General features: G+C 36.8%; 18 protein-coding genes, 2 pseudogenes and 1 other annotated feature. Of the genes and pseudogenes, 14 read left to right on the forward strand and 6 right to left on the reverse strand.

The features are described from left to right. Positions 1 to 93 precede the first annotated feature (93 nt). From IGJ04_RS00750 to IGJ04_RS00775, 6 genes are all read left to right on the forward strand, one after another. Entirely contained in the window at positions 94 to 2460 is a 2367-nt protein-coding gene (locus IGJ04_RS00750; protein WP_002369462.1) for an endonuclease MutS2, read from the forward strand. Between the two features lie 97 nt (positions 2461 to 2557). Then, the gene (trxA, locus tag IGJ04_RS00755) at positions 2558 to 2872 is read left to right on the forward strand and encodes a thioredoxin (RefSeq protein ID WP_002357703.1); all 315 of its coding nucleotides are present in this window, start codon (positions 2558 to 2560) and stop codon (positions 2870 to 2872) included. Between the two features lie 164 nt (positions 2873 to 3036). Then, on the forward strand, positions 3037 to 4833 hold the full coding sequence (gene uvrC, locus IGJ04_RS00760; RefSeq protein WP_438839788.1) for an excinuclease ABC subunit UvrC: 1797 nt from the start codon (positions 3037 to 3039) through the stop codon (positions 4831 to 4833). Positions 4834 to 5003: 170 nt separating this feature from the next. Next, a complete protein-coding gene (locus IGJ04_RS00765; RefSeq protein ID WP_010713433.1) occupies positions 5004 to 5261 on the forward strand; it encodes a DUF3884 family protein in 258 nt (85 codons plus the stop codon). Positions 5262 to 5365: 104 nt separating this feature from the next. Further along, positions 5366 to 6265: an ABC transporter ATP-binding protein gene (locus IGJ04_RS00770; protein ID WP_002357699.1), complete on the forward strand. Its 900-nt coding sequence runs from the start codon at positions 5366 to 5368 to the stop codon at positions 6263 to 6265. Beyond that, complete coding sequence (locus IGJ04_RS00775; RefSeq protein WP_010713432.1) at positions 6258 to 7520, forward strand: ABC transporter permease; 1263 nt, start codon at positions 6258 to 6260, stop codon at positions 7518 to 7520. The genes IGJ04_RS00770 and IGJ04_RS00775 overlap by 8 nt, the downstream gene beginning before the upstream one ends. Positions 7521 to 7555: 35 nt before the next feature. Here the strand turns inward: IGJ04_RS00775 and IGJ04_RS00780 are convergent. After that, positions 7556 to 8553: pseudogene (locus IGJ04_RS00780) on the reverse strand (LacI family DNA-binding transcriptional regulator). A gap of 141 nt (positions 8554 to 8694) precedes the next feature. Here IGJ04_RS00780 and IGJ04_RS00785 point away from each other — a divergent pair. Beyond that, on the forward strand, positions 8695 to 10089 hold the full coding sequence (locus IGJ04_RS00785; RefSeq protein WP_438839789.1) for a 6-phospho-beta-glucosidase: 1395 nt from the start codon (positions 8695 to 8697) through the stop codon (positions 10087 to 10089). Positions 10090 to 10114: 25 nt separating this feature from the next. Here the strand turns inward: IGJ04_RS00785 and IGJ04_RS00790 are convergent, their stop codons facing one another. Continuing rightward, the gene (locus IGJ04_RS00790) at positions 10115 to 10621 is read right to left on the reverse strand and encodes a hypothetical protein (protein ID WP_438840337.1); all 507 of its coding nucleotides are present in this window, start codon (positions 10619 to 10621) and stop codon (positions 10115 to 10117) included. 6 nt (positions 10622 to 10627) lie between these two features. Here IGJ04_RS00790 and IGJ04_RS00795 point away from each other — a divergent pair. Continuing rightward, positions 10628 to 11299: pseudogene (locus tag IGJ04_RS00795) on the forward strand (ATP-binding cassette domain-containing protein); the annotation flags it as partial. Between the two features lie 40 nt (positions 11300 to 11339). On the opposite strand, the gene IGJ04_RS00800 reads toward IGJ04_RS00795, so the two are convergent. Beyond that, complete coding sequence (locus IGJ04_RS00800) at positions 11340 to 12626, reverse strand: NAD(P)/FAD-dependent oxidoreductase (RefSeq protein WP_002361770.1); 1287 nt, start codon at positions 12624 to 12626, stop codon at positions 11340 to 11342. Positions 12627 to 12763: 137 nt separating this feature from the next. Between IGJ04_RS00800 and gdhA the strand changes: the two genes are divergently transcribed. Together gdhA and IGJ04_RS00810 are read left to right on the forward strand one after the other, a co-directional pair. Further along, positions 12764 to 14110, forward strand: a complete 1347-nt coding sequence (gene gdhA / locus IGJ04_RS00805; RefSeq protein ID WP_002360402.1) for an NADP-specific glutamate dehydrogenase — start codon at positions 12764 to 12766, stop codon at positions 14108 to 14110. A gap of 181 nt (positions 14111 to 14291) precedes the next feature. Beyond that, positions 14292 to 15641, forward strand: coding sequence for a glucose-6-phosphate isomerase (locus IGJ04_RS00810; protein WP_002357685.1), 1350 nt, complete (start codon positions 14292 to 14294; stop codon positions 15639 to 15641). A 104-nt stretch (positions 15642 to 15745) separates the two neighbouring features. On the opposite strand, the gene IGJ04_RS00815 is transcribed toward IGJ04_RS00810, so the two are convergent. The 3 genes from IGJ04_RS00815 to nrdI form a co-directional block, all read right to left on the reverse strand. Further along, positions 15746 to 16881, reverse strand: a protein-coding gene (locus IGJ04_RS00815) for an IS3 family transposase (protein WP_438839790.1) whose coding sequence is annotated in 2 segments (ribosomal slippage) — positions 15746 to 16608 and positions 16608 to 16881 — 1137 coding nt in all. Because the reading frame shifts where the segments join, the coding sequence is not laid out codon by codon here. Positions 16882 to 17002: 121 nt separating this feature from the next. Then, positions 17003 to 17182, reverse strand: coding sequence for a hypothetical protein (locus IGJ04_RS00820; RefSeq protein ID WP_002357684.1), 180 nt, complete (start codon positions 17180 to 17182; stop codon positions 17003 to 17005). Positions 17183 to 17240: 58 nt separating this feature from the next. After that, positions 17241 to 17684, reverse strand: coding sequence for a class Ib ribonucleoside-diphosphate reductase assembly flavoprotein NrdI (gene nrdI / locus IGJ04_RS00825; protein ID WP_002389303.1), 444 nt, complete (start codon positions 17682 to 17684; stop codon positions 17241 to 17243). A gap of 208 nt (positions 17685 to 17892) precedes the next feature. Continuing rightward, positions 17893 to 17940: a sequence feature (sodium ion sensor (DUF1646 type); this cis-regulatory element may regulate processes involved in with the transportation of sodium ions), on the forward strand. Positions 17941 to 18056: 116 nt separating this feature from the next. Here nrdI and IGJ04_RS00830 point away from each other — a divergent pair. From IGJ04_RS00830 to IGJ04_RS00845, 4 genes are read left to right on the forward strand one after another with little or no spacing between them, the layout of a single operon-like run. Continuing rightward, complete coding sequence (locus tag IGJ04_RS00830) at positions 18057 to 18380, forward strand: hypothetical protein (protein ID WP_002391201.1); 324 nt, start codon at positions 18057 to 18059, stop codon at positions 18378 to 18380. Continuing rightward, positions 18370 to 20349: a V-type ATP synthase subunit I gene (locus IGJ04_RS00835; RefSeq protein ID WP_438839791.1), complete on the forward strand. Its 1980-nt coding sequence runs from the start codon at positions 18370 to 18372 to the stop codon at positions 20347 to 20349. The genes IGJ04_RS00830 and IGJ04_RS00835 overlap by 11 nt, the downstream gene beginning before the upstream one ends. Positions 20350 to 20376: 27 nt before the next feature. Beyond that, complete coding sequence (locus IGJ04_RS00840; protein ID WP_002363905.1) at positions 20377 to 20850, forward strand: V-type ATP synthase subunit K; 474 nt, start codon at positions 20377 to 20379, stop codon at positions 20848 to 20850. A 16-nt stretch (positions 20851 to 20866) separates the two neighbouring features. Further along, the gene (locus IGJ04_RS00845) at positions 20867 to 21448 is read left to right on the forward strand and encodes a V-type ATP synthase subunit E (protein ID WP_002365627.1); all 582 of its coding nucleotides are present in this window, start codon (positions 20867 to 20869) and stop codon (positions 21446 to 21448) included. The last annotated feature ends 9 nt before the right edge of the window (positions 21449 to 21457 follow it).

The following is a 21457-nucleotide window of genomic DNA, read 5'->3' on the forward strand; positions in this document are numbered from 1 at the left end:
ATAGAGATAAGAAGTAAGTGAGCAAAGCGAAACTTCTTATGTTATGTCTCAGTCTTTTCAACAAATGAAAAAGTTAGAAAAGTAGGTGGAAAAATGAATCAGCGTATTCTATCAACATTAGGGTTTGATAAAGTAAAACAACAGTTGTTGCAATTTATTGTGACAGCTCAGGGGACAAACGAAGTTTCGGAATTATTACCGATTGCTGATGAAAATAAAATTCAATCATGGCTAAATGAAACACAGGATGGTTTAAAAGTTCAACGATTACGTGGTGGAATCCCCATTCCTAAATTAGAAAATATCCAACCACACATGAAACGGATTGAAATTGGTGCGGATTTAAATGGCATAGAATTAGCACAAGTAGGCCGTGTCTTGTCGACTACTTCAGAACTGACTCGTTTTTTTGATGAGTTAAGTGAAAATGAAGTGGATTTTGAACGTTTATATATGTGGCGAGAGCAACTAGAAGTTTTGCCTGAATTAAATCGCCAACTCAAACAAGCCATTGATGATGATGGCTACGTCACAGATGAAGCTTCGCCAGCCTTAAAGGCAATTCGGCAAAATATTCGACGTAGTGAACAGACCATTCGAGAAGAACTAGATAGTATTATTCGTGGGAAAAACGCACGTTATCTGAGTGATGCCCTTGTTACTATGCGAAATGAACGCTACGTGATTCCAGTCAAACAAGAATATAAAAATATTTTTGGTGGCGTGGTTCACGACCAAAGTGCTTCAGGTCAAACCTTATTTATTGAACCTAAACAAATTTTAGAAATGAATAATCGTTTGCGACAACAACAAATTGCCGAAAGAAATGAGATTACTCGCATCTTGGCAGAACTGTCGGCTGAGTTGGTTCCTTATCGCCGAGAAATTACGCATAACGCTTATGTCATCGGTAAACTTGATTTTATTAATGCTAAGGCGCGACTAGGAAAAGAACTAAAAGCAGTTGTTCCAGAAATTAGTCAAGCAAATCATGTAGTTTTTAAACAAGCCCGGCATCCACTATTGGATCCAGAAAAAGCTGTAGCCAATGACATTGTGATTGGAGAAGAATATCAAGCAATTGTGATTACAGGGCCTAATACCGGCGGGAAAACCATTACTCTGAAAACGTTAGGTCTTTTACAATTAATGGGCCAAGCTGGATTACCTATTCCAGTGGAAGAAGAGAGTAAAATGGGTATTTTTACAGAAGTATTTGCGGATATCGGGGATGAACAATCGATTGAACAAAGTTTAAGTACTTTCTCTTCACATATGACGAATATCGTGTCTGTCTTAAAGAAAGTCGATCATCAAAGTTTAGTACTATTTGATGAATTAGGTGCTGGGACAGATCCGCAAGAAGGGGCCGCTTTAGCGATTGCCATTTTAGATTCATTGGGTGCTAAAGGAGCCTATGTGATGGCAACAACCCATTATCCTGAATTAAAAGTGTATGGCTATAATCGAGCTGGAACAATCAATGCCAGTATGGAATTTGATGTAGATACTTTGAGTCCAACCTATCGTTTATTAATTGGCGTGCCTGGCCGAAGTAATGCTTTTGAAATTTCGAAACGTCTTGGATTAGACAACAGTATTATTGAAGCTGCAAAACAAATAATGGACGGTGAAAGTCAAGATTTAAACGAAATGATTGAAGACCTGGAAAACCGTCGCAAAATGGCCGAAACTGAATATTTAGAAGCTCGCCACTATGTCGATGAATCGGCCGCTTTGCATAAAGAACTGAAAGAAGCCTACCAAGTGTTTTTTGAAGAACGAGAAAAAGAATTACAAAAAGCGCGGAAAGAAGCGAATAAAATTATTGCAGAAGCGGAAGAAAATGCGGAAACCATTATTTCTGATATTCGCAAAATGCAATTGGAAAGTGGCCAACAAGGTGGTGTCAAAGAACATCAGTTAATTGATGCGAAAACACAACTTTCTCAATTACACCATGAAGAAACCAAGCTTGCTAAAAACAAAGTGCTGAAGAAGGCGAAAGAACAGAAAAAATTAAAAGCTGGCGATGAAGTAATTGTCAATACTTACGGCCAACGAGGGACCTTATTAAAAGACAACGGCAAAGGACAATGGCAAGTCCAATTAGGCATTTTAAAAATGAACGTATCTGAAGAGGATATGACGCCTGTCGCTCCACAAAAAGAAGCAAAACCAAGAGTTACAACGGTTCGTTCTGCAGAAAGCAGTCATGTTGGCACACAACTAGACTTACGTGGCAAACGCTACGAAGAAGCATTGGCAGAAGTTGACCAATACATTGATGCTGCGATTCTAGCGGGCTATCCACAAGTAACCATTGTTCACGGCAAAGGAACAGGTGCATTAAGAACCGGAATAACGGAATTTTTAAAAAATCACCGCAGTGTGAAAAGCTATGAATTTGCGCCACAAAACCAAGGTGGTAATGGTGCAACTGTCGTAAAATTCCAATAAACAAGGACTTACAATAAGTAAGCAGAACGCTCGCTATCTTAAAGATGACGTGTTATACTAAGCATGTAATAAGAGTAAAGAGTAGGAGGTTTGTGAAATGACACAAGCAATTACCGATAAAGATTTTGCAACAGAAACAGATGAAGGATTAGTCTTAATCGACTTTTGGGCAACTTGGTGTGGCCCTTGTCGTATGCAAGCACCCATCTTAGAACAATTATCTGAAGAATATGATGAAGACGAAGTGAAAATCGTCAAAATGGATGTGGATGAAAATCCTGCAACACCAGCAAGTTTTGGAATCATGAGCATCCCAACATTGCTATTGAAAAAAGATGGCGAAGTTGTTGAAAAAGCAGTCGGTGTTCATACAAAAGACCAATTGCAAGCAATGATTGCCAAACACTTATAAACGTTGATTAGTCATTACGAATAGTCTGATTCAGTCTGAAGAGAAATCATTAGCGATTGTCTTTTCAGGCTGTTTCTTTCGTACATAAAGTAGCGGCTTTTTTTGTTTAATTACAAAAAGAGGTGTATAATAGACGAAGCATTTTGTTAGAAAGGAAGTATCGTATGAACGAACGAATAAAAAATAAATTAGCACTGCTTCCTGATCAACCTGGTTGTTATTTAATGAAAGATAAAAACGGCACGATTATCTATGTTGGGAAAGCCAAAATTTTGAAAAACCGTGTCCGATCTTATTTTCGTGGTAGCCATGATACTAAGACAGAACGATTAGTCAGTGAAATCGATGATTTTGAATATATTGTGACAGAATCGAATATTGAAGCACTTTTATTAGAAATTAATTTAATCCATAAAAATAATCCCAAATATAACATCATGTTAAAAGACGATAAAACCTATCCTTTTATCAAAATCACAAACGAAAAATATCCTCGTTTAATGATTACTCGAAAGGTTTTAAAAGACAAAGCGTTATATTTCGGGCCATATCCAGATGTAAATGCAGCGAATGAAACAAAGAAACTGTTAGATCGGCTTTTTCCTTTGCGAAAATGTAATCCGTCGCAAAAAACACCTTGTTTGTATTACCATTTAGGGCAATGTCTGTGTCCCTATGCTTTTGATGTGGATCCGCAAGTCTACAAAGATATGGTGGAAGAGATTAAAGGGTTTCTCTCTGGTGGACATACAGAAATTCAGGACCGCTTACAAGAAAAAATGGCTTATGCAGCAGCACATATGGAATTTGAAAAAGCTGCAGAATTTCGCGATCAAATTAAAGCGATTGAAACAGTTATGACCCGCCAAAAAATGACGAATGTGGATTTAATTGATCGTGATGTGTTTGGTTATGCTGTTGATAAAGGCTGGATGTGTGTCCAAGTATTCTTTGTCAGACAAGGAAAATTAATCGAACGTGATGTATCGATTTTTCCATTTTATGATGATGCCAGTGAAGCATTTTTAACTTTTATTGGACAATTTTATCAAGAGAATGAGCATTTTGTGCCAAAAGAAGTCTTGATTCCTGATGACATTGATAAAGAAAGCGTCGAAGCTTTATTAGCTACGAAAGTCTTGCAGCCGCAACGGGGAGAAAAGAAAAAACTGGTTAAATTAGCCAGTAAAAATGCTGCAGTTGCTTTAAATGAAAAATTCGATTTGATTGTACGGAAACAAGAACGAACAATTGGCGCAGTTGAAAAATTAGGCAATGCGATGAACATACCTGCGCCCATTCGAATTGAAGCATTTGATAATTCAAATATTATGGGAACAAACCCTGTTTCTGCGATGGTTGTGTTTATTGACGGACGGCCAGCTAAAAATGAGTATCGAAAATATAAAATAAAAACCGTCCAAGGTCCTGATGATTACGCTTCCATGAGAGAAGTCATTTATCGCAGATATTCACGAGTTTTAAAAGAAGGCTTGCCTTTTCCTGATTTAATTTTAATCGATGGTGGTAAAGGTCAAGTCGATGTTGCTAAAGATGTGTTAGTCAATCAACTAGGAGTCGATATTCCTGTAGCTGGATTAGCCAAGAACGACAAGCACAAAACGAGTGAACTTTTATTTGGTCCAAACTTAGAAGTTGTACCATTGGAAAGAAACTCACAAGAATTTTTCTTGTTGCAACGAATCCAAGATGAAGTCCATCGTTTCGCCATCACATTCCATCGTCAATTACGTAGTAAAAATAGTTTTGCTTCCAAATTAGATAACATTGAAGGCTTGGGACCGAAACGCAAAAAAAATCTTTTAAAAGAATTTAAATCGCTTAAAAATATTACGGCAGCCAGTGTTGAAGAATTAAGAAAAGCTGGGTTACCTGAAACTGTCGCAAAGAATGTGTATCGTCATTTGCACCAAGAAACAACCTCTGAGATAGAAAAATAAAGGGAAATGAAACAGACAAATTAGGTGCTTTTCCTAATTTGTCTGTTTTTTTTATTCAATTTTTTCTTGAAAGTTCAACTTTTCATGAAAAAATTGAACTTTCAAGAAAAAATGATAACGATTTCTTTCGTGATATACTAAAACTAACTTAAAAGAGAGGACGTCTGATCATGAAAATACTAACACCCGTTTATCAAATAAAATTTAAAAAAGTACCAAATCAATTACTGATTGATGAGCGTTTAATAAATGAATTGGGTACGTGGCTGAATCGTACAGGTCGAATTTGGGCCTGCCAATCATCAAAATCGGCAAAGGAATTTAAAAATACATTTTATGAAAGTACAGGCTTGTCCGCAAATGAAGTGCATATTTCTGCCGAGACGGATGGTCTTTTTCGTTTAGCAGAAAATAAAGCGTCTGATTAAAGTGCAGCATCTTTCCATAACAATTGTCATTGACAAGCCAACACAGTAAAGATACGATATGAGTAACTAAACAGCGGTTTAGAAAAAGTGAAGGGGGCGTTTATGTGTTAGAGGTAAAAGAGTTAGTCAAAACCTTTGGGGATTTTAAAGCAGTTGATCATGTATCCTTTACGATACCGGACGGGAAAATTTTAGGATTAATTGGCCAAAATGGTGCCGGGAAAACAACTACGTTTCGCTTGATTTTAAATTTTTTAACACAAGATAGCGGGTCGGTTTTATGGAATGGTCAACCATTAAACGAAAAAGAATACAATATTATTGGTTATTTACCAGAAGAACGGGGTTTATATCCTAAAATTACGATTGAAGACCAACTAATTTATTTCGCTTCATTGCGGGGGAAAACTAAAAAAGAAATTGAACCTAAAATTGACTTTTGGATGGAAAAATTTCAAGTTAAAGGCAAAAAAACGGATAAAGTTAAATCTTTATCAAAAGGCAATCAACAAAAAGTTCAATTGATTGCGACACTTATTCATGAACCGAAGTTAATTATTTTAGACGAACCATTCAGTGGCTTGGATCCAGTTAATGCAGAATTATTAAAAGACGGCATTATTGAATTGAAAAATCAAGGTTCTTGTGTCATTTTTTCCAGTCATAATATGGACAATGTGGAAAAAATCTGTGACCATTTAGTCATGTTAAAAAATGGACGCATGGTTTTAGATGGTCAGGTTCATGAAATTCGACAACAATTTGGTCGAACAAAATTATTTTTAGAATCACCGTTATCTGTTGAGGAAGTTGCTGCTACAGCAGGTGTGAAAGAAGCACACTTGCGACAAGATGGCGTCTTAGAAGCGACATTAGAAAACGCTGAAGTGGGCAAAGTGTTGTTTGATAAAGCGACAGCCAACGGCTACATTCCAATGTTTAATCAACAACCACCAACATTGGAAGAAATTTTCAAAATGAAAGTAGGTGGGCAAGATGAGTAAATTTTGGATTATTGCGACTGATGTCTATAAGAAAAATGTGAAGTCGCTGTCTTTCTTAATCATGATTTTAGCGCCATTTCTTCTTGTAGGAATTGTTTACTTAGCGGGCTCTCTAGCTAGCGGTTTTTCAGGAGATACTACCATTGGTCTGGTTTCGGAAAATCAAGCGCTCGTTAAAGAGTTGACAAAGAATAAAACAGAGGACTTTTCTTTCAAAGCTGTTTCTTCTGAGAAAAAGGCCCAAGAACAATTAAAAGACGAGAAAATTGATGCCTATTTACTTTTGGACACTACAGATAATCAGATTTCTGGTCAGCTTTACTCTGAACGCTCTTTAGGAAATGCAACCGAGATGCTAATCCCTCAAATGTTAAACCAATTACAAACAATGGCGAATGCCAATCGTTTAAACCTAACAGCTGAGCAAGTTGCCATGTTGAATCAACAAGCAACATTTAAAAAAGCCAAAATTAGTTTTGATGAGAATGGTAAAATAAAAACAGGAGAAGATAACACAGGGATTCAAATGGCGTTAGCAATGGGGATAACAATTTTGTTATTTGTCTTCATCAGCAGTTATTCTTCAATTATTGCCCAAGAGATTGCTTCTGAAAAAGGCACTAGAATCATGGAAGTTATTCTCTCTAGTACAAAAGCGCAAACCCATTTTTATGGCAAATTAACTGGGGTTATTCTAGTAGCTTTAACACAAATTTTTATTTACGGAGTGGCGTTTGTTCTCGGCTATTCTCAATTGAAAAATCTTGATTTTATGAAAAGTCTATTAAGTGGTATTTCACCACAAAGTATCTTTTCATCAACCTTTATTTTTACATTAGGCTTTTTCATTATTGGTATTCTCGTTTTTGCTGTTTTGGCAGCACTTTGTGGTTCTCTTGTTTCCAAACCAGAGGATACAGCAAAAGCAGTTCAGCCCATCATGTATATTGGTTTAATCGGTTATATGATTGGCATTACGTTTGGGACGAATGATCCACAAAATATCGTGGTGAAAGTGACTTCCTTTATTCCGCTGATTTCGTCATACATTATGCCAGTACGCTTGGCGACCGAAACGGCATCAACAATGGAAGCAATTGTCTCATTAGTGATTTTGGCAGTCTTTGGAATTGTTTTAACAATCTTCTCTGCTCGTTTATACAAATCAAACGTTCTTGTATACAGCGAAGGCGGCATGATTCAATCCTTAAAACAGTCAATTTCTATTTTAAAAAATGAACAAAAGCATAAATAATTTTTGTTTAACTCTAAAAGGACCCGGTAAATCAGTCAAAGTGACTGATCTGCCGGGTCTTTTTTAGGCACCGTTCGTCGTTCAACAAGACGAACGGTTAATTTTTTTTCAGGAATGTTCGTCTGATTTAATTGGTTGTATAGGTAAATAAATGAGTTTTCGGCTTGATACTGAATGGCATAATCAACAGTCGTAATATGCATCAACTCACTGACATAACTATTATCAAAGCCAATGACAGCGACATCTCGAGGAACGGCATAATTTAGATTTTCAAGTTCTGAAATAAACTCAGCTGCTACGTGGTCATTATAAAAGGCCAAAGCTTCTGGCTTGTCGGTTAATTGTTGCCAGTAATGGGCAATTTTGCGACCAGAATGGTTAGTATACTGATCATTAATCAGCCACTCAGCTTGCCAAGGTGCCTGAGTGTTTTCATAAAAATCTTTCATTGCACGTTTTCGTGCGTGCGTGTTTAAATTTTCGGGATTACCGAGGACATGACCGATTTTTTGGTATCCTTGTTGTTGTAAATATTCTAAGGAACGATAGTAACCAGAGTAATGATCAATGTAGGAAGAGTATATATTAGGTGAATCGATACGATGCCAGGTTGCTAAAGGGCCATACGCGCTGTAAGGCTCAATCACCGACCATTCATTTGTTCGTGTCAATAAAAACAAGCCATCTAATTGTTTGTATTTTAATTGGTTCAAGGCATCAATTTCTTTCTGCTGATCGCCATCTGTAAAAATAAGGTTACGGAATAATTGTATTTTTTGGCAATTGAAATAAAGCGATTCAAGAAAATACCTAAGGAACCTAAATAGCTAGGGGCTAAAAAGCCAATAGTTTTTGTGGCACCTGCTCGTAAATTCCGCGCCACATAATTCGGGGTATAATTTAATTCTTTCATTGCTTTGAGAATTTTTTCTTGACTATCGGCACTCACATATCCTTTTCCAGAAATTAAGCGAGAAACAGTCGATTTCGAGACACCGGCAACTTTTGCTACATCAATGATAGACGTCATTTTTTACCTCCAAAGTGGAATGTATTCTTATAAGAAGTATAGCATACATTTTTTTGAAAATAGTGCTTGACATGGGAACATTCCCATAATTTATCCTAAAGATGTAAACGATAACAATTTAATCAAGGAGGAAGAAGACGGATGACAAGAGGAGCATTAAAAATTGCAACAATTGGTGGCGGTTCTAGTTATACACCTGAATTAATTGAAGGATACATTAAAAGAAAAGATGAACTGCCAATTAAGGAAATTTGGTTAGTCGATATTGAAGCTGGTAAAGAAAAATTGGAAATCGTTGGGGCAATGGCGAAGCGCATGATTAAAGCTGCTGGTTTAGATTGGGAAGTTCATTTAACATTGGACCGTGAAGCAGCCTTAAAAGGGGCGGATTTTGTTTCAACACAGTTTCGTGTAGGATTATTAGATGCTCGCATTAAAGATGAACGGATTCCTTTGTCACATGGGGTATTAGGCCAAGAAACAAATGGCGCGGGAGGAATGTTTAAAGCATTTCGAACAATTCCTGTCATTTTAGCTATTATTGACGATATGAAACGTCTTTGCCCAGATGCTTGGTTAGTGAATTTTACTAATCCAGCTGGAATGGTTACGGAAGCTGCAATTAAACATGGCGGTTGGAAAAAAACAGTTGGCTTATGTAATGTGCCGATTGGTCATAGAAAACAAGCGGCCGAAATGCTGGGAATTCCAGAAGAAGACTTATTCTTTAAATTTGCTGGAATTAATCATTTCAATTGGCACCGCGTTTGGGACAAAGAAGGACAAGAGCGAACACAAGAACTCATTGATTTAATTTACGGACCTAAGCAAGAGCAAGAAAGTCATTTGAAAAATATTTTTGATGCGCCGTTCCATTATGAACAGTTAAAAGATTTAGGAATGTTACCATGTGGTTATCATCGCTATTATTATATTGAAGATGAGATGTTGAAGCATTCCATCGAAGAGTATGAACGGGGCGAAACAAGAGCACAAGTGGTTAAAGAAACGGAAGGTCGTTTGTTTGAATTGTATAAAGATCCCAAACTAGATTACAAACCAAAAGAATTAGAAGAACGGGGCGGCACACACTATAGCGATGCAGCTTGTGAAATGATTGCATCAATTTATAATGATAAACGAACGGATATGGTTGTTTCTACTGAAAATAATGGGACAATTACTGATTTACCGTATGATTGTGTTGTAGAAGTATCTGGACCTGTAACAGCACATGGCCATGAACCTTACAACTGGGGGGCCTTTCCGCCAGCAGCACGAGGAATTATTCAAAATATGAAAGCTATGGAAGAAACGGTTATTCGAGCAGCCATCAATGGTGATTACGGCGCAGCATTGCATGCTTTCACTATTAATCCATTAGTTCCTGGCGGCGTCATGGCGAAGACCTTGTTGGACGAATTATTAATTGCCCACAAAGCGCATTTACCGAATTTTGCAGATGCGATTAATAAAATTGAAGAAACACAACCAGAAACAGTCACATATGTGGCCGAATTAATGAAAAGTAATTAAAAAATATCGCACGCTAAAGATTCGTTTAGTGTGCGATACTTTTTTTAGAATAGGAAGCAAAGGATTCCGTTTTTTTCTTGACAGTAAAATGATAGGTTTGTTGCCGGAACAGCCATTGAATACCAGAGTAAATTAAAATTTCAGCAATAATAAATGTCGAAAGTTTCTGTGCGGAAAGGAATAATAGCGTTAAAATTAAAAATAAGACGACACAGGTATAAAAAACGTGTTGTAATTTTTTAGAATTGATAATCGTGATTTCTTTGGTATCTTCAGTAACTTCAATGCGCCGATAAAATTGGCACCAGCCTTCATAGAACGTTAAAACATCCCCAGGATCAGCCTCAATTTCAATAGGTACATTAGTAAAAAGTTTCCCTTGATGCACACCATTTTTATAAAATGTAAAATAGCGTAACGCGCCCCAAGCTGATGTTTTTCGTGTCAATGTAATCTTCATGGTTTTCACCTCCGTCTTTATTTTGCCATAGTTTCGGTAAAATTGTATCCTACTAAAGTCCGATTCTCTGATTTTAGGGCCAGAATTGACAGATTACCCGATGTTGCGCAAGCAAAACAAGAGCGAAAAATTATTTTTCCTACTAATAATCAGTTCTCTTTATACAATCCATATCCAATTAGAATTGAAAATTTAACTTTCGCTTATGAGAATCGAGCAATTCTTAACCAAGTGAACGTTCAAATTCCTTTAAACGAAAAAATAGCACTTTGTGGAAAAAATGGTGCTGGGAAGAGTACTTTTCTTCAACAAATTGAAGCCCGTCACCCGGCCATTTACTTTTCTCCCAAAGTCCGGTTAGGAACGTATCATCAATTAGATTATCGATTAAAAAATGATGAACCACTGTTGACTTATTTATTGAAGCGGACAAATTATTCTGAAAAGATTGTGCGTTCACTTTTATATCGGCTAGGTTTTCAACAAGAAAATTTACAGACAAAGATATCTTCTCTAAGTGGTGGCGAAGCCATAAAAATTACTTTGGCGCAATTGTTTATAGAACCAAATAATATCATCTTATTGGATGAACCCACCAATTTTCTTGATTTAGAGACAATCCAAGCACTTGAAGAATTTATAAGTGCCTATCAAGGAACAGTAATTTTCACCTCGCATGATGAAACGTTTGTGGAAAAAGTAGCCACCCGCACTATTTATTTAGAAAACGGGAAAATTATTGATAAATAAAAAAAGCAAACAAAAAGTCGCTATTTTAGCGACTTTTTGTTTAGACTTCTTCAATTGGTAAATAGGTGTATTCTGCAATTTCTGCGGCATGGGAGCCAGCAACATGTCCAGTGACAAATGCAGCTGTAACATTGTAGCCTCCAGTATAGCCATTAATATCTAAAAGTTCACCAGCAAAAAATAAACCATTGACTAATTTGCTCTCCATTGTTTTAGGGGTCACTTCTTTGAGGGAAATCCCACCGCCTGTGACAAAAGATTTTTCCAAGGGCAATGTTTTCGTAACAGTGAACTGAAAGTCTTTCAGTAGTTCCACAAAGGAAAGACGTTGCTTTTCTGTTAGTTGTTTGGCAGGCACTTCTTCAATTGCTAGTTTCTCTAGATAAAAAGTGAGCAGACGTTCTGGTATTAAAGAATGAAAGGCATTTTTTGCCACTTTATTTGGCTGTTCCTCAATCATGTAATCAACATTTTTCAGCACTTCTTCAAAAGATTTTGTCGGAAACACATCCAAGGCTACCGTGACAGGTTGATTGCCGTTGCGAGTTAATTCTTGGTTAATAAAACTAGAGCAGCGGAGCGCGGCAGGTCCTGAAATGCCAAAATGTGTAAACAGCATATCCATTTGATGATTAACTAAAGGTTTTCCTTTTTGGTTCAAAACAGTTAAATTAATATCTTGTAAAGAGAGACCTTGCAACGTTTTATCAAGGATAAAAGGTTCTTCAGAAATAATAGGCGATTCGGTAGGGTAGAGTGGGCTGATAGTATGCCCCATTTTTTTGGCTAGTTTATAGCCATCACCAGTTGCTCCTGTGGAAGGATAAGTGCGGCCGCCAGTTGTTAATACAACACACGGTGCATAAATTTTTTCCAGTTCGGTTTCAACGCCAATTATTTGATCGTCTTTTCGTAGTAATTTTGTGACCTGTGTTTTTGTAAAAACAGTGACTCCTAATTCGTTAATGCGGTTAAATAGCGCATCAACAATTGACTTCGATTTATCTGTAACAGGGAACATGCGTCCGTGATCTTCTTCTTTTAAGTGAATACCATTGGATTCAAAAAAGTTCATGATATCATAGTTATCAAATTGTGAAAATGCGCTGTACAAAAATTTTCCATTCCCAGGAATAAATGAAATGATTTCTTCTGCGGGCCGATTATTGGTTACATTACAGCGACCGCCACCAGTCATTAATAATTTTTTCCCAACACGGCGATTTTTTTCAATCAATAATACTTGAGCACCAGCTTCTGCGGCCGCAATCGTGGCCATCATACCACTCGTCCCAGCACCGACAATAATTACATCAAATTTCTTCATAGTTCTCCTCCAATTCAATAGGTAGTGTACCATAATTACAGGATTTTTTCTGGATTTAAGGAAAAAATAAACGTTTGACTATGGTAATTTTTGAATTTTCAGTTAAAATAAACCTATAACAATGAGAGGATGATTAAATGGACGCAAAACAATATGTTAAAAATATTCAAGAAAAGATTCACCAATTAGACCAAGGTCAAACAGAATATTTACAAGCAGTCGATGAGTTTTTACCAACCGTAGAAGGTTTTTTAGAAAAAAATCCTCAATACATTGAAGCAAATGTTTTAGGTGTCTTGATTGAACCTGAACGTATTTTTCAATTTCGTGTGCCGTGGCAAGATGACCAGGGCAATTGGCATGTGAACAGAGGCTATCGTGTCCAATATAATTCAGCGATTGGACCATACAAAGGTGGTTTGCGGTTTCATCCAAGTGTGAATTTAAGTGTGATGAAGTTTTTGGCCTTTGAACAAATTTTTAAAAATAGTTTAACTGGTTTGCCAATCGGTGGCGGCAAAGGCGGTAGTGATTTTGATCCAAAAGGTAAGTCAGATGCTGAAGTGATGCGCTTTTGTCAAAGTTTCATGACCGAACTTCAAAAACATATTGGTCCAAGTACAGATGTTCCAGCAGGCGATATTGGCGTAGGCGCTCGTGAAATTGGTTATTTGTTTGGCATGTATAAACGCTTGCGCAACTATGATGCAGGAGTGTTGACTGGAAAACCTTTAGGATACTGGGGAAGCCAAGCAAGAACAGAAGCGACGGGTTATGGAACGGTTTATTTTGTTAAACATTTATTAGCAGATAAAAACGATACGTTTGAAGGCAAAAAAGTCGCTGTTTCTGGTAGCGGGAATGTCGCAATTTATGCCATGGAAAAAGCAACTGAGCTAGGCGCCACAGTAATCACATGTTCCGATTCGTCTGGTTTTGTCTATGATCCAGAAGGAATTGATGTGGCGTTAGTAAAAGAACTAAAAGAAAAAAATCGTGAACGCATTTCAAAATATGTTGAAACACGTAAAGGCGCAACTTATTATGATAAAGAATCTGTTTGGGATTTCGAAACAGCGTATGACATTGCGTTACCATGTGCAACACAAAATGAAATCAACGAAAAGCAAGCCGCTATTTTAGTGAAAAATGGAGTGAAAGTCGTGGCAGAAGGCGCAAATATGCCTTGTACACTAGAAGCAGTCGCCGTTTTTGCTAAATCAGCTGTAATTTATTGTCCAGGTAAAGCCGCTAATGCAGGTGGTGTTGCGGTTTCTGCATTAGAGATGAGCCAAAATGCTGAACGTTTAGCTTGGTCCTTTGAAAAAGTTGACGGTATGCTAGATCAAATTATGCAAAACATTTATGAGACTTGTCGTGATACAGCTAACGAATATCAGGCACGAGATAACTTTGTTTTAGGTGCGAATATTGCTGGCTTTGAAAAAGTAGCGGCAGCGATGCTAAGTCAAGGACTCGTTTAATAACAAAAAATGCTAGGATTTCCTAGCATTTTTTCTTGGTTTGTTTGATTAAGAGAATAAATATCTCTAATTAAATAGTTAAAATTAAACAATTGGTCTATCCAAAAGAATTTGCTTGAAAAAATGTCTAAAAACACGTAAAGTATACATGTAGTAAGTTTACTTTCGAGGAGGAAAAGGAATGTCACACATTCAATTAGATTATTCCAAATTAGCACCATTTGTTGCTGACCATGAATTGGAATACATGCAAACACAAGTCACTGCAGTGGACAAAGCATTACGTGAAGGTACAGGAGCTGGTAATGATTTTACTGGCTGGATTGATTTACCAGAAAACTATGACAAAGAAGAATTCGCGCGCATTAAAAAAGCAGCAGCAAAAATTCAATCTGACTCTGAGGTATTAGTAGTCATTGGTATCGGTGGTTCATATTTAGGTGCCCGTGCAGCAATTGAATTTTTGACACATTCATTTAATAATCTATTATCAAAAGAAGAACGGAAAGCGCCACAAATCTTCTTTGCTGGAAATAGCATCAGCTCAACTTATTTAGCTGATTTAATCAATGTGATTGGTGATCGTGATTTTTCTGTCAACGTTATTTCAAAATCTGGAACTACGACAGAACCAGCGATTGCTTTCCGCGTCTTTAAAGAGTTATTAATTAATAAATATGGCAAAGAAGAAGCCAATAAACGTATTTATGCGACAACTGACCGTGCTAAAGGAGCAGTAAAAGTTGAAGCCGATGCGGAAGGTTGGGAAACATTTGTGATTCCTGATGATGTGGGCGGTCGTTTCACTGTTTTAACGCCAGTAGGTCTTTTACCAATCGCTGTTAGCGGTGCGGATATTGATCGTTTAATGGAAGGTGCAAATGATGCACGTAAAGAATACGGCGCAACGAGCGACTTAAAAGAAAACCAAGCCTATCAATATGCTGCGTTACGTAACATTTTATATCGCAAAGGCAAAACAACTGAAATGTTAATTAACTATGAGCCTGGCATGCACTATTTCTCTGAATGGTGGAAACAATTATACGGTGAATCAGAGGGAAAAGATGGCAAAGGTATTTTCCCAGCAGCCGCAGACTTTTCAACTGACTTACATTCTATGGGTCAATATGTTCAAGAGGGTATGCGTAACTTATTTGAAACAGTGGTTAAAATTGAAAATCCACGCCATAGCATTTCAATTCCAGAACAAAATGAAGATCTAGATGGCTTAGGCTATTTACAAGGAAAAGAAATTGACTTCGTCAATACAAAAGCGTTCGAAGGTACGTTGCTTGCTCACACAGATGGTGGTGTGCCAAACATGATCGTTAAAGTGCCAACAATGGATGCTTATTCATTAGGTTATGTTATGTACTTCTTCGAAATTGCAGTGGGCATCTCAGGTTACTTAAATGGGGTTAATCCATTTGACCAACCAGGTGTTGAAGCTTACAAACGCAACATGTTCGCTTTATTAGGTAAACCAGGTTTTGAAGAATTAGCAAAAGATTTAAATGCACGCCTATAATTTGTAAATAACAGAAGAAAAGAGCCAGAAACACTTAGGAACTGACCTAAGATTGTGAGACAGGAATAAAAAAGCATTTTCCTAGACTGCTGATTTCCGATAATCTATTTCCGATAATCTATCGGCGATTGGTAGTCTAGTTTTTGTTGAATTCGACTTTCATTATAATAAGTAATGTATTTTTTTACAATTTCTATTACAATAGATGTAGGTTCATTTGTGAGCCCATCTAAGTAGAACGTTTCAGACTTTAGTGAGGCATGAAACGATTCGATGCAGGCATTATCTGAAGGTGTCCCTTTGCGGGACATACTCATGGTAATGCCTTTTGTTTTTATTTGATTCTGGTAGTCAAAAGAAGTATAAACAGAGCCCTGATCACTATGCAATAGACAATCCGTTGTTTGGGGCAATTGATCAAGTGTATCCAGAACAAAAGCCGTATCTTGCTTATCACCGATGGTATAGGCAATAATTTCACCATTGTATAAATCCATAATTGAAGACAAATACAATTGCTTTTGACCAAAAGGCAGATAAGTAATATCTGTTACCAATTTCTTTAAAGGAGCGTCTGAAGAAAATTGTCTATTTAGCTTGTTCTCGACAACCGTGTAAGGTTGTCCCACTTTACTGCGTTTCTTCATTTTCACGCGACAATTCCAATGATATTTCTGCATAATCTTTTGTACGGTGTTTTTGTTTACTTTGTATTCCTGATTAATCAACGCAGTAATCTTTCGATAGCCATATCGAAACTTATGTTGGAAGCAAAGTCGACGAACAGCTTCTTCAAGAGGTGTTAACTTTCCCAAGTCTTTTCGATGAGTCCAACGATAATAAGTAGCTCGCGAAACGCCGAAAAGTTGACACAATGCAGTAATGGTTATTTTTCCTTTCATTCTTTTAACTAATTCTACAAATATTTCTGGCTCCACGTCCTTTCCAATTCTTTGTACTTTTTTAGCACCTCAATATGCATTTTTAAATAGTTATTTTCATTTCTAAGCTGTTGTTCATTTGATAGAATTTCTGGACCTTTTCCATAAGCATATTGTTTTCCAACGGGTTGAACCAGACGATGATTCTCGCCATTACGGTACCAACGCCACCATGTTTCAATTTGTGTTTTGTTTTTAATTCCTAATTCTGCCATAATTATTTTTACAGGAATATTCTCTTTTTTCATCTGTATAGCCATTTCTTTGATGTGAATCGGATAAGAAACTCGATTTCCCATTGAAAAAGCACCTCCTAGTTAAATTCATTTTAACGTGAATTCAACAAGAGGTGCTTTTTTATTTTGTCTCAGTTTATTGGGTCAGTTCACTTACGTTTCTGGCTCTTTTCTTCTGTTTAAATTATTTTTCCAATGGTTCGTTCCATTTTTTAGGACTCCAAATAGTTCCTTCCAATGCAACTTGAAGACTTTCATTATCATCTTCTAATTGTTCAATATATTTGATGGTTTCCTCGATAATAAAAGAATTGGGCTCTTCGCTGATTGACTGAAGTTGTTCTGCTAACCATGTATTTCTCATTTTTCTTCACCTCAAAATGTAGTCTATCATAGGTGAGCTTTTTAGTAATGAAACTTGCTTATTGGTTTTCCTTTAAAATAGCATAAATTCGTTCAATATCCGCTTGAGTACCTCTTAATTCATAGTCAGCTAAGAAGGGGAAGTTAAATTGTTCCGCATACTGTTTAGCTGTCAGGCAGTATTGGTGGTTAAAGTTTTTATTGCCGCTGCCCACCACGCCAGAGCAATAACGATAATTATTTTCAAAAGCAAGATATTCTCGCATGACTTCTGTTAAAATTTCGGTATTGCCGTTGTTGATGCCATCGCCACCATCTAAATAGGTAGGCACAAAAGTAAAAAATGGTTCTGTTTCTACTTCTAACGGAGAATTTTCCGAAATTTCTTTGAAAGTAATCGTAGGATTTTTTTCGTTTTGCTGATGTTGCTCTTCAGCATAAGTTGTTAAACGTTGAACAAATGAGCGTGTATTACCAGAGATTGAAATATATCGTATATTCATCAGAGATCCCTCCAAATAAATTTAATTGTTTACGTAAGTATAGCACATCTATGTGAAAAAAATTCAAGATCAATAATTATAAAGCGAAAAAAATAATGCCTTTTTATTACCTATTATAAAAGTGAAAATTTGTTATTTTAATTCATTTGGGTAAGTATTGAATTTTGCGAAAAACTTTGCTAAGATGGTAGAGTATTGAATAAAGAATGGTTGGGCGAAAGCTTCAAGGATTCAGTTCTTCAAGGGGTGAGAAGAACAATTTTTGAGTTTGCGCCTTTTTGCATACCTAAAACAAAAGGGCTGAGCGTATCTCTATTTCGCTAGTCCTTTTTCTTATATGCTAAAGGTGTAAAAACTAAGGAGGTGGAGACAATGGTACAAGAAGTACTAGAGCAAATCAAGGCAGCGGAAGATGCGGTGGAAGAGCATCGGCAACAAGCTAAGATGAATTGTCGTTTATATGAAGAACAGAAGCAAGAACGTTTAGCTAAACTACGTCAAGAGAGTGAAGAAGCTGTTGAAAAAGTGCTGACGGATTCACTAGCAACGCAAGAAAAGATGTTACAACTTGAAAAAGAACAACTTTTAGATGAAACAAAGCGCACTGAACAAGCGCTTCACGAACGTTATGAAGCGAACAAAGAACAAGTCATTGATTCAATTATTGAGAGGGTGAAAGACGTTTATGGCAGTTAGTAAAATGGAAAAAATGACAATAATTGCCGCTGCCGAAAAAGAAGCAGCAATTCTACAAGCCATTCAAGGCTTGCAAATTGTCGAAGTAAAACGGATTTTTCATTCGCCTGAAGAAGAACAAGCCTTAAAGAGTCAATATTCTTTTTTACAAGCAGAACAGTCAACTGAACAGCTACGTAAATATGAAACGATGCTACAACAATTGCAAGAGCTTCTTTTATTTTTGACACGCTCTTCAGGAAAAGGCTTAAAGATAAAAAGAAAAGTCTATACCTTAGAAGAGTTGGAACAAACCTTTGATGAAAAAACATTACAAAGCTATTTGACGGAATTAAAGAATATTCAAGAATCTTTGAAACAAATTCAAACGGATCGTCAAGGGTTAGAAGCAGAAGAAGAATTATTAGGCCGCTGGCAATATCTGGATGTTCTACCACACAAACAGCAGTTAAAAAGTAGTCATGTCGTTCATGGTTCGATAAATCTAGCCAATAAAGCCAGTTTCTTGAGCGCTTTGTCTCAATGGCCAACGGTTTATTTTGAAGAAATTTATCAAAGTATGCATCATAGTTACTTTACACTCGTTTACCTGAAGGAACATCAGCAGAGTGTAACCGAGTTATTAAACCAATATAGTTTTGACCCACTCCAATACCGTTATGATGTTCCGCCTAAAGAGGCATATCAACAAGTCAAAGAACGATATGAAATTTTACAAAAAGAAGAAAAAGCCTTAAAGCAACAACTGGCTTCTTATCATGATTTCTATGAAACGTTTTGCTTGGCTGAAGAAGTCTTATTGGCGGTTATCCAAAGAGAACAAGCACGTCAACATTTGTTAAATGCTTCATCATTTTTCATCTTGCAAACGTGGATTCCAGTCGAAGAAAAAGCCGAGATTTTGACAGCGATTGAAGAAAAAGTTCCTAAGGACGAAATAGCTCTTACTTTTGAAAATCCTACGAAGGCGGAAATTGAGACGGATATACCAGTTAAATTAGCGAATAATAAATTGGTGCAGCCGTTTGAAATGTTAACAGAGATGTATAGCTTACCAAAATATGAAGAAGTTGATCCGACACCTGCGATGATGCCGTTTTATCTAGTCTTTTTTGGTATGATGGTAGCGGATATTGGCTATGGCTTACTGATGCTACTCTTGTCTATTATTGCTTTGAAAGCATTTGTTTTACCGAGAGGCATGAAACGTTTTGCCGACTTTTTCTTGATTTTATCATTTCCAACAATTATTTGGGGCTTCATTTACGGTTCGTTTTTCGGTGCAGCATTACCGCCAACAATGTTTGGAATCAAATCACCATTTCCGATTTTATCAACGACCGAAGATGTAAATACGATTCTTATTTTATCGGTTATTTTTGGGTTTATCCAATTGGTTGTCGGTCTAATGATTAATGGGATTCAGTTATCAAAACAAAAGCGCTATTTAGATAGTATTAACGAAAGTTACGCTTGGTTAGGGATTTTGTTTGGTTTAGCATTGTTAGTCGTTGGTAAATTAGTGGTTAAAAATGAAGGCTTATTTACAGCAGGTGCGATTTTAGCTAGTCTTTCTGCCATTGCAATTATTGTGATTCCAATGATTCAATCGAAGGCCAAATTAAAAGGTTTAGCCAAAGGACTGTATGGACTATACGGCGTGACAGGTTATGTCGGTGACTTAGTTAGTTATACACGTTTGATGGCGTTAGGAATTGCTGGGGGAAGTATTGCTTCAGCGTTTAATATGCTCGTAGAGTTCATGCCGCCAGTTGCCCGTTTTAGTGTGGGCATCTTGCTGTTAATTGTTTTACATGCGTTAAACATATTCTTATCGTTATTAGGTGCTTATGTTCATGGCGCACGTTTGCAATATGTTGAGTTCTTTGGAAAATTTTACACAGGCGGTGGCCGGGCGTTTAATCCGCTAAAAACAAAAGAAAAGTATGTCAATGTTGAGAAAAAATAGAAAATTATTTATTGGAGGAAAATAGAGATGATGGATTACTTAATTAATAATAATGGTGGAATTGTTTTTGCAGTATTAGGAATGGCGATGGCGACAATTTTTGCTGGGATTGGATCAGCCAAAGGGGTTGGCTTTACTGGGGAAGCAGCAGCAGCTTTAACGACGGAGCAGCCAGAAAAATTTGGTCAAGCGTTAATTTTACAGTTATTACCAGGTACACAAGGACTATACGGTTTCGTTATTGCTTTCTTAATTTATATTAACTTAGGAAACGATATGAGTATGGTTCAAGGATTGAACTATTTTGTAGCAGCTTTACCAATTGCTTTTGCAGGATTGTTCTCTGGGATTGCCCAAGGTCGTGTAGCCGCTGCGGGGATTCAAATTTTAGCGAAGAAACCAGAACATGCAACAAAAGGAATTATCTATGCTGCCATGGTTGAAACTTATGCCATCTTAGGGTTCGTAATTTCCTTCTTACTTGTATTGAACGTCAAATAATTGAGGAGGCAGATGGATGGATGCCATTGAAAAAATCATCAGTGAAATTAAGCAGCAAGGAAAGCAAGAAGTCGAAGCCTATGTCACCAGTGAACAAACGCGCATCGATCAAGAATTCCAAGCAGCACAACAAGAAATTTTGCTGAAGCAAGAACATGAAATAGAAAAACGACAACAACAATTATTAAAAGAATTTAAACAACGCCAACAACGGCAAACACTAGAAATTCGTCAAGATGCATTAAATAAAAAACAAGCATATCTTAACCAATTATTTGATGAAGTGGTCTTAAAGATGAGTGAATGGTCAGCGGAAGAATTTCAACAATTTATGAAAGCACAATTAGGTTCACTTGAATTAACAGGAAAAGCGACCATTCTTTTAGGAGAGTATTCTCAAACGAAAGTGACGCAAGAATGGCTGACCGCTCTTTCTGATGCTACTGTTCAATGGGAGCTTTCAGAGGAAGTTGTTCCAAAAGAAAGTGGCTTTATCGTTGCAAAAGACGGTTTGGATTATAATTTTCTCTTTTCAGCATTAGTTGAAGAGATTCAAAAAACAGAAGGCTTTAAAGTAGCAGAAAAACTTTTCAGTTAAGAAGGGAGG

The sequence above is a fragment of the Enterococcus sp. AZ050 genome, from assembly GCF_051715085.1.
Classification (GTDB): domain Bacteria; phylum Bacillota; class Bacilli; order Lactobacillales; family Enterococcaceae; genus Enterococcus; species Enterococcus faecalis.

Excerpts from the sequence above, each read along its gene's own strand:
- IGJ04_RS00750 (WP_002369462.1), top strand. The coding sequence starts at position 94 with ATGAATCAGCGTATTCTATCAACATTAGGGTTTGATAAAGTAAAACAA.
- trxA (WP_002357703.1), top strand. The coding sequence starts at position 2,558 with ATGACACAAGCAATTACCGATAAAGATTTTGCAACAGAAACAGATGAA.
- uvrC (WP_438839788.1), top strand. The coding sequence starts at position 3,037 with ATGAACGAACGAATAAAAAATAAATTAGCACTGCTTCCTGATCAACCT.
- IGJ04_RS00765 (WP_010713433.1), top strand. The coding sequence starts at position 5,004 with ATGAAAATACTAACACCCGTTTATCAAATAAAATTTAAAAAAGTACCA.
- IGJ04_RS00775 (WP_010713432.1), top strand. The coding sequence starts at position 6,258 with ATGAGTAAATTTTGGATTATTGCGACTGATGTCTATAAGAAAAATGTG.
- IGJ04_RS00785 (WP_438839789.1), top strand. The coding sequence starts at position 8,695 with ATGACAAGAGGAGCATTAAAAATTGCAACAATTGGTGGCGGTTCTAGT.
- IGJ04_RS00800 (WP_002361770.1), bottom strand. The coding sequence starts at position 12,626 with ATGAAGAAATTTGATGTAATTATTGTCGGTGCTGGGACGAGTGGTATG.
- gdhA (WP_002360402.1), top strand. The coding sequence starts at position 12,764 with ATGGACGCAAAACAATATGTTAAAAATATTCAAGAAAAGATTCACCAA.
- IGJ04_RS00810 (WP_002357685.1), top strand. The coding sequence starts at position 14,292 with ATGTCACACATTCAATTAGATTATTCCAAATTAGCACCATTTGTTGCT.
- IGJ04_RS00820 (WP_002357684.1), bottom strand. The coding sequence starts at position 17,182 with ATGAGAAATACATGGTTAGCAGAACAACTTCAGTCAATCAGCGAAGAG.
- nrdI (WP_002389303.1), bottom strand. The coding sequence starts at position 17,684 with ATGAATATACGATATATTTCAATCTCTGGTAATACACGCTCATTTGTT.
- IGJ04_RS00830 (WP_002391201.1), top strand. The coding sequence starts at position 18,057 with ATGGTACAAGAAGTACTAGAGCAAATCAAGGCAGCGGAAGATGCGGTG.
- IGJ04_RS00835 (WP_438839791.1), top strand. The coding sequence starts at position 18,370 with ATGGCAGTTAGTAAAATGGAAAAAATGACAATAATTGCCGCTGCCGAA.
- IGJ04_RS00840 (WP_002363905.1), top strand. The coding sequence starts at position 20,377 with ATGATGGATTACTTAATTAATAATAATGGTGGAATTGTTTTTGCAGTA.
- IGJ04_RS00845 (WP_002365627.1), top strand. The coding sequence starts at position 20,867 with ATGGATGCCATTGAAAAAATCATCAGTGAAATTAAGCAGCAAGGAAAG.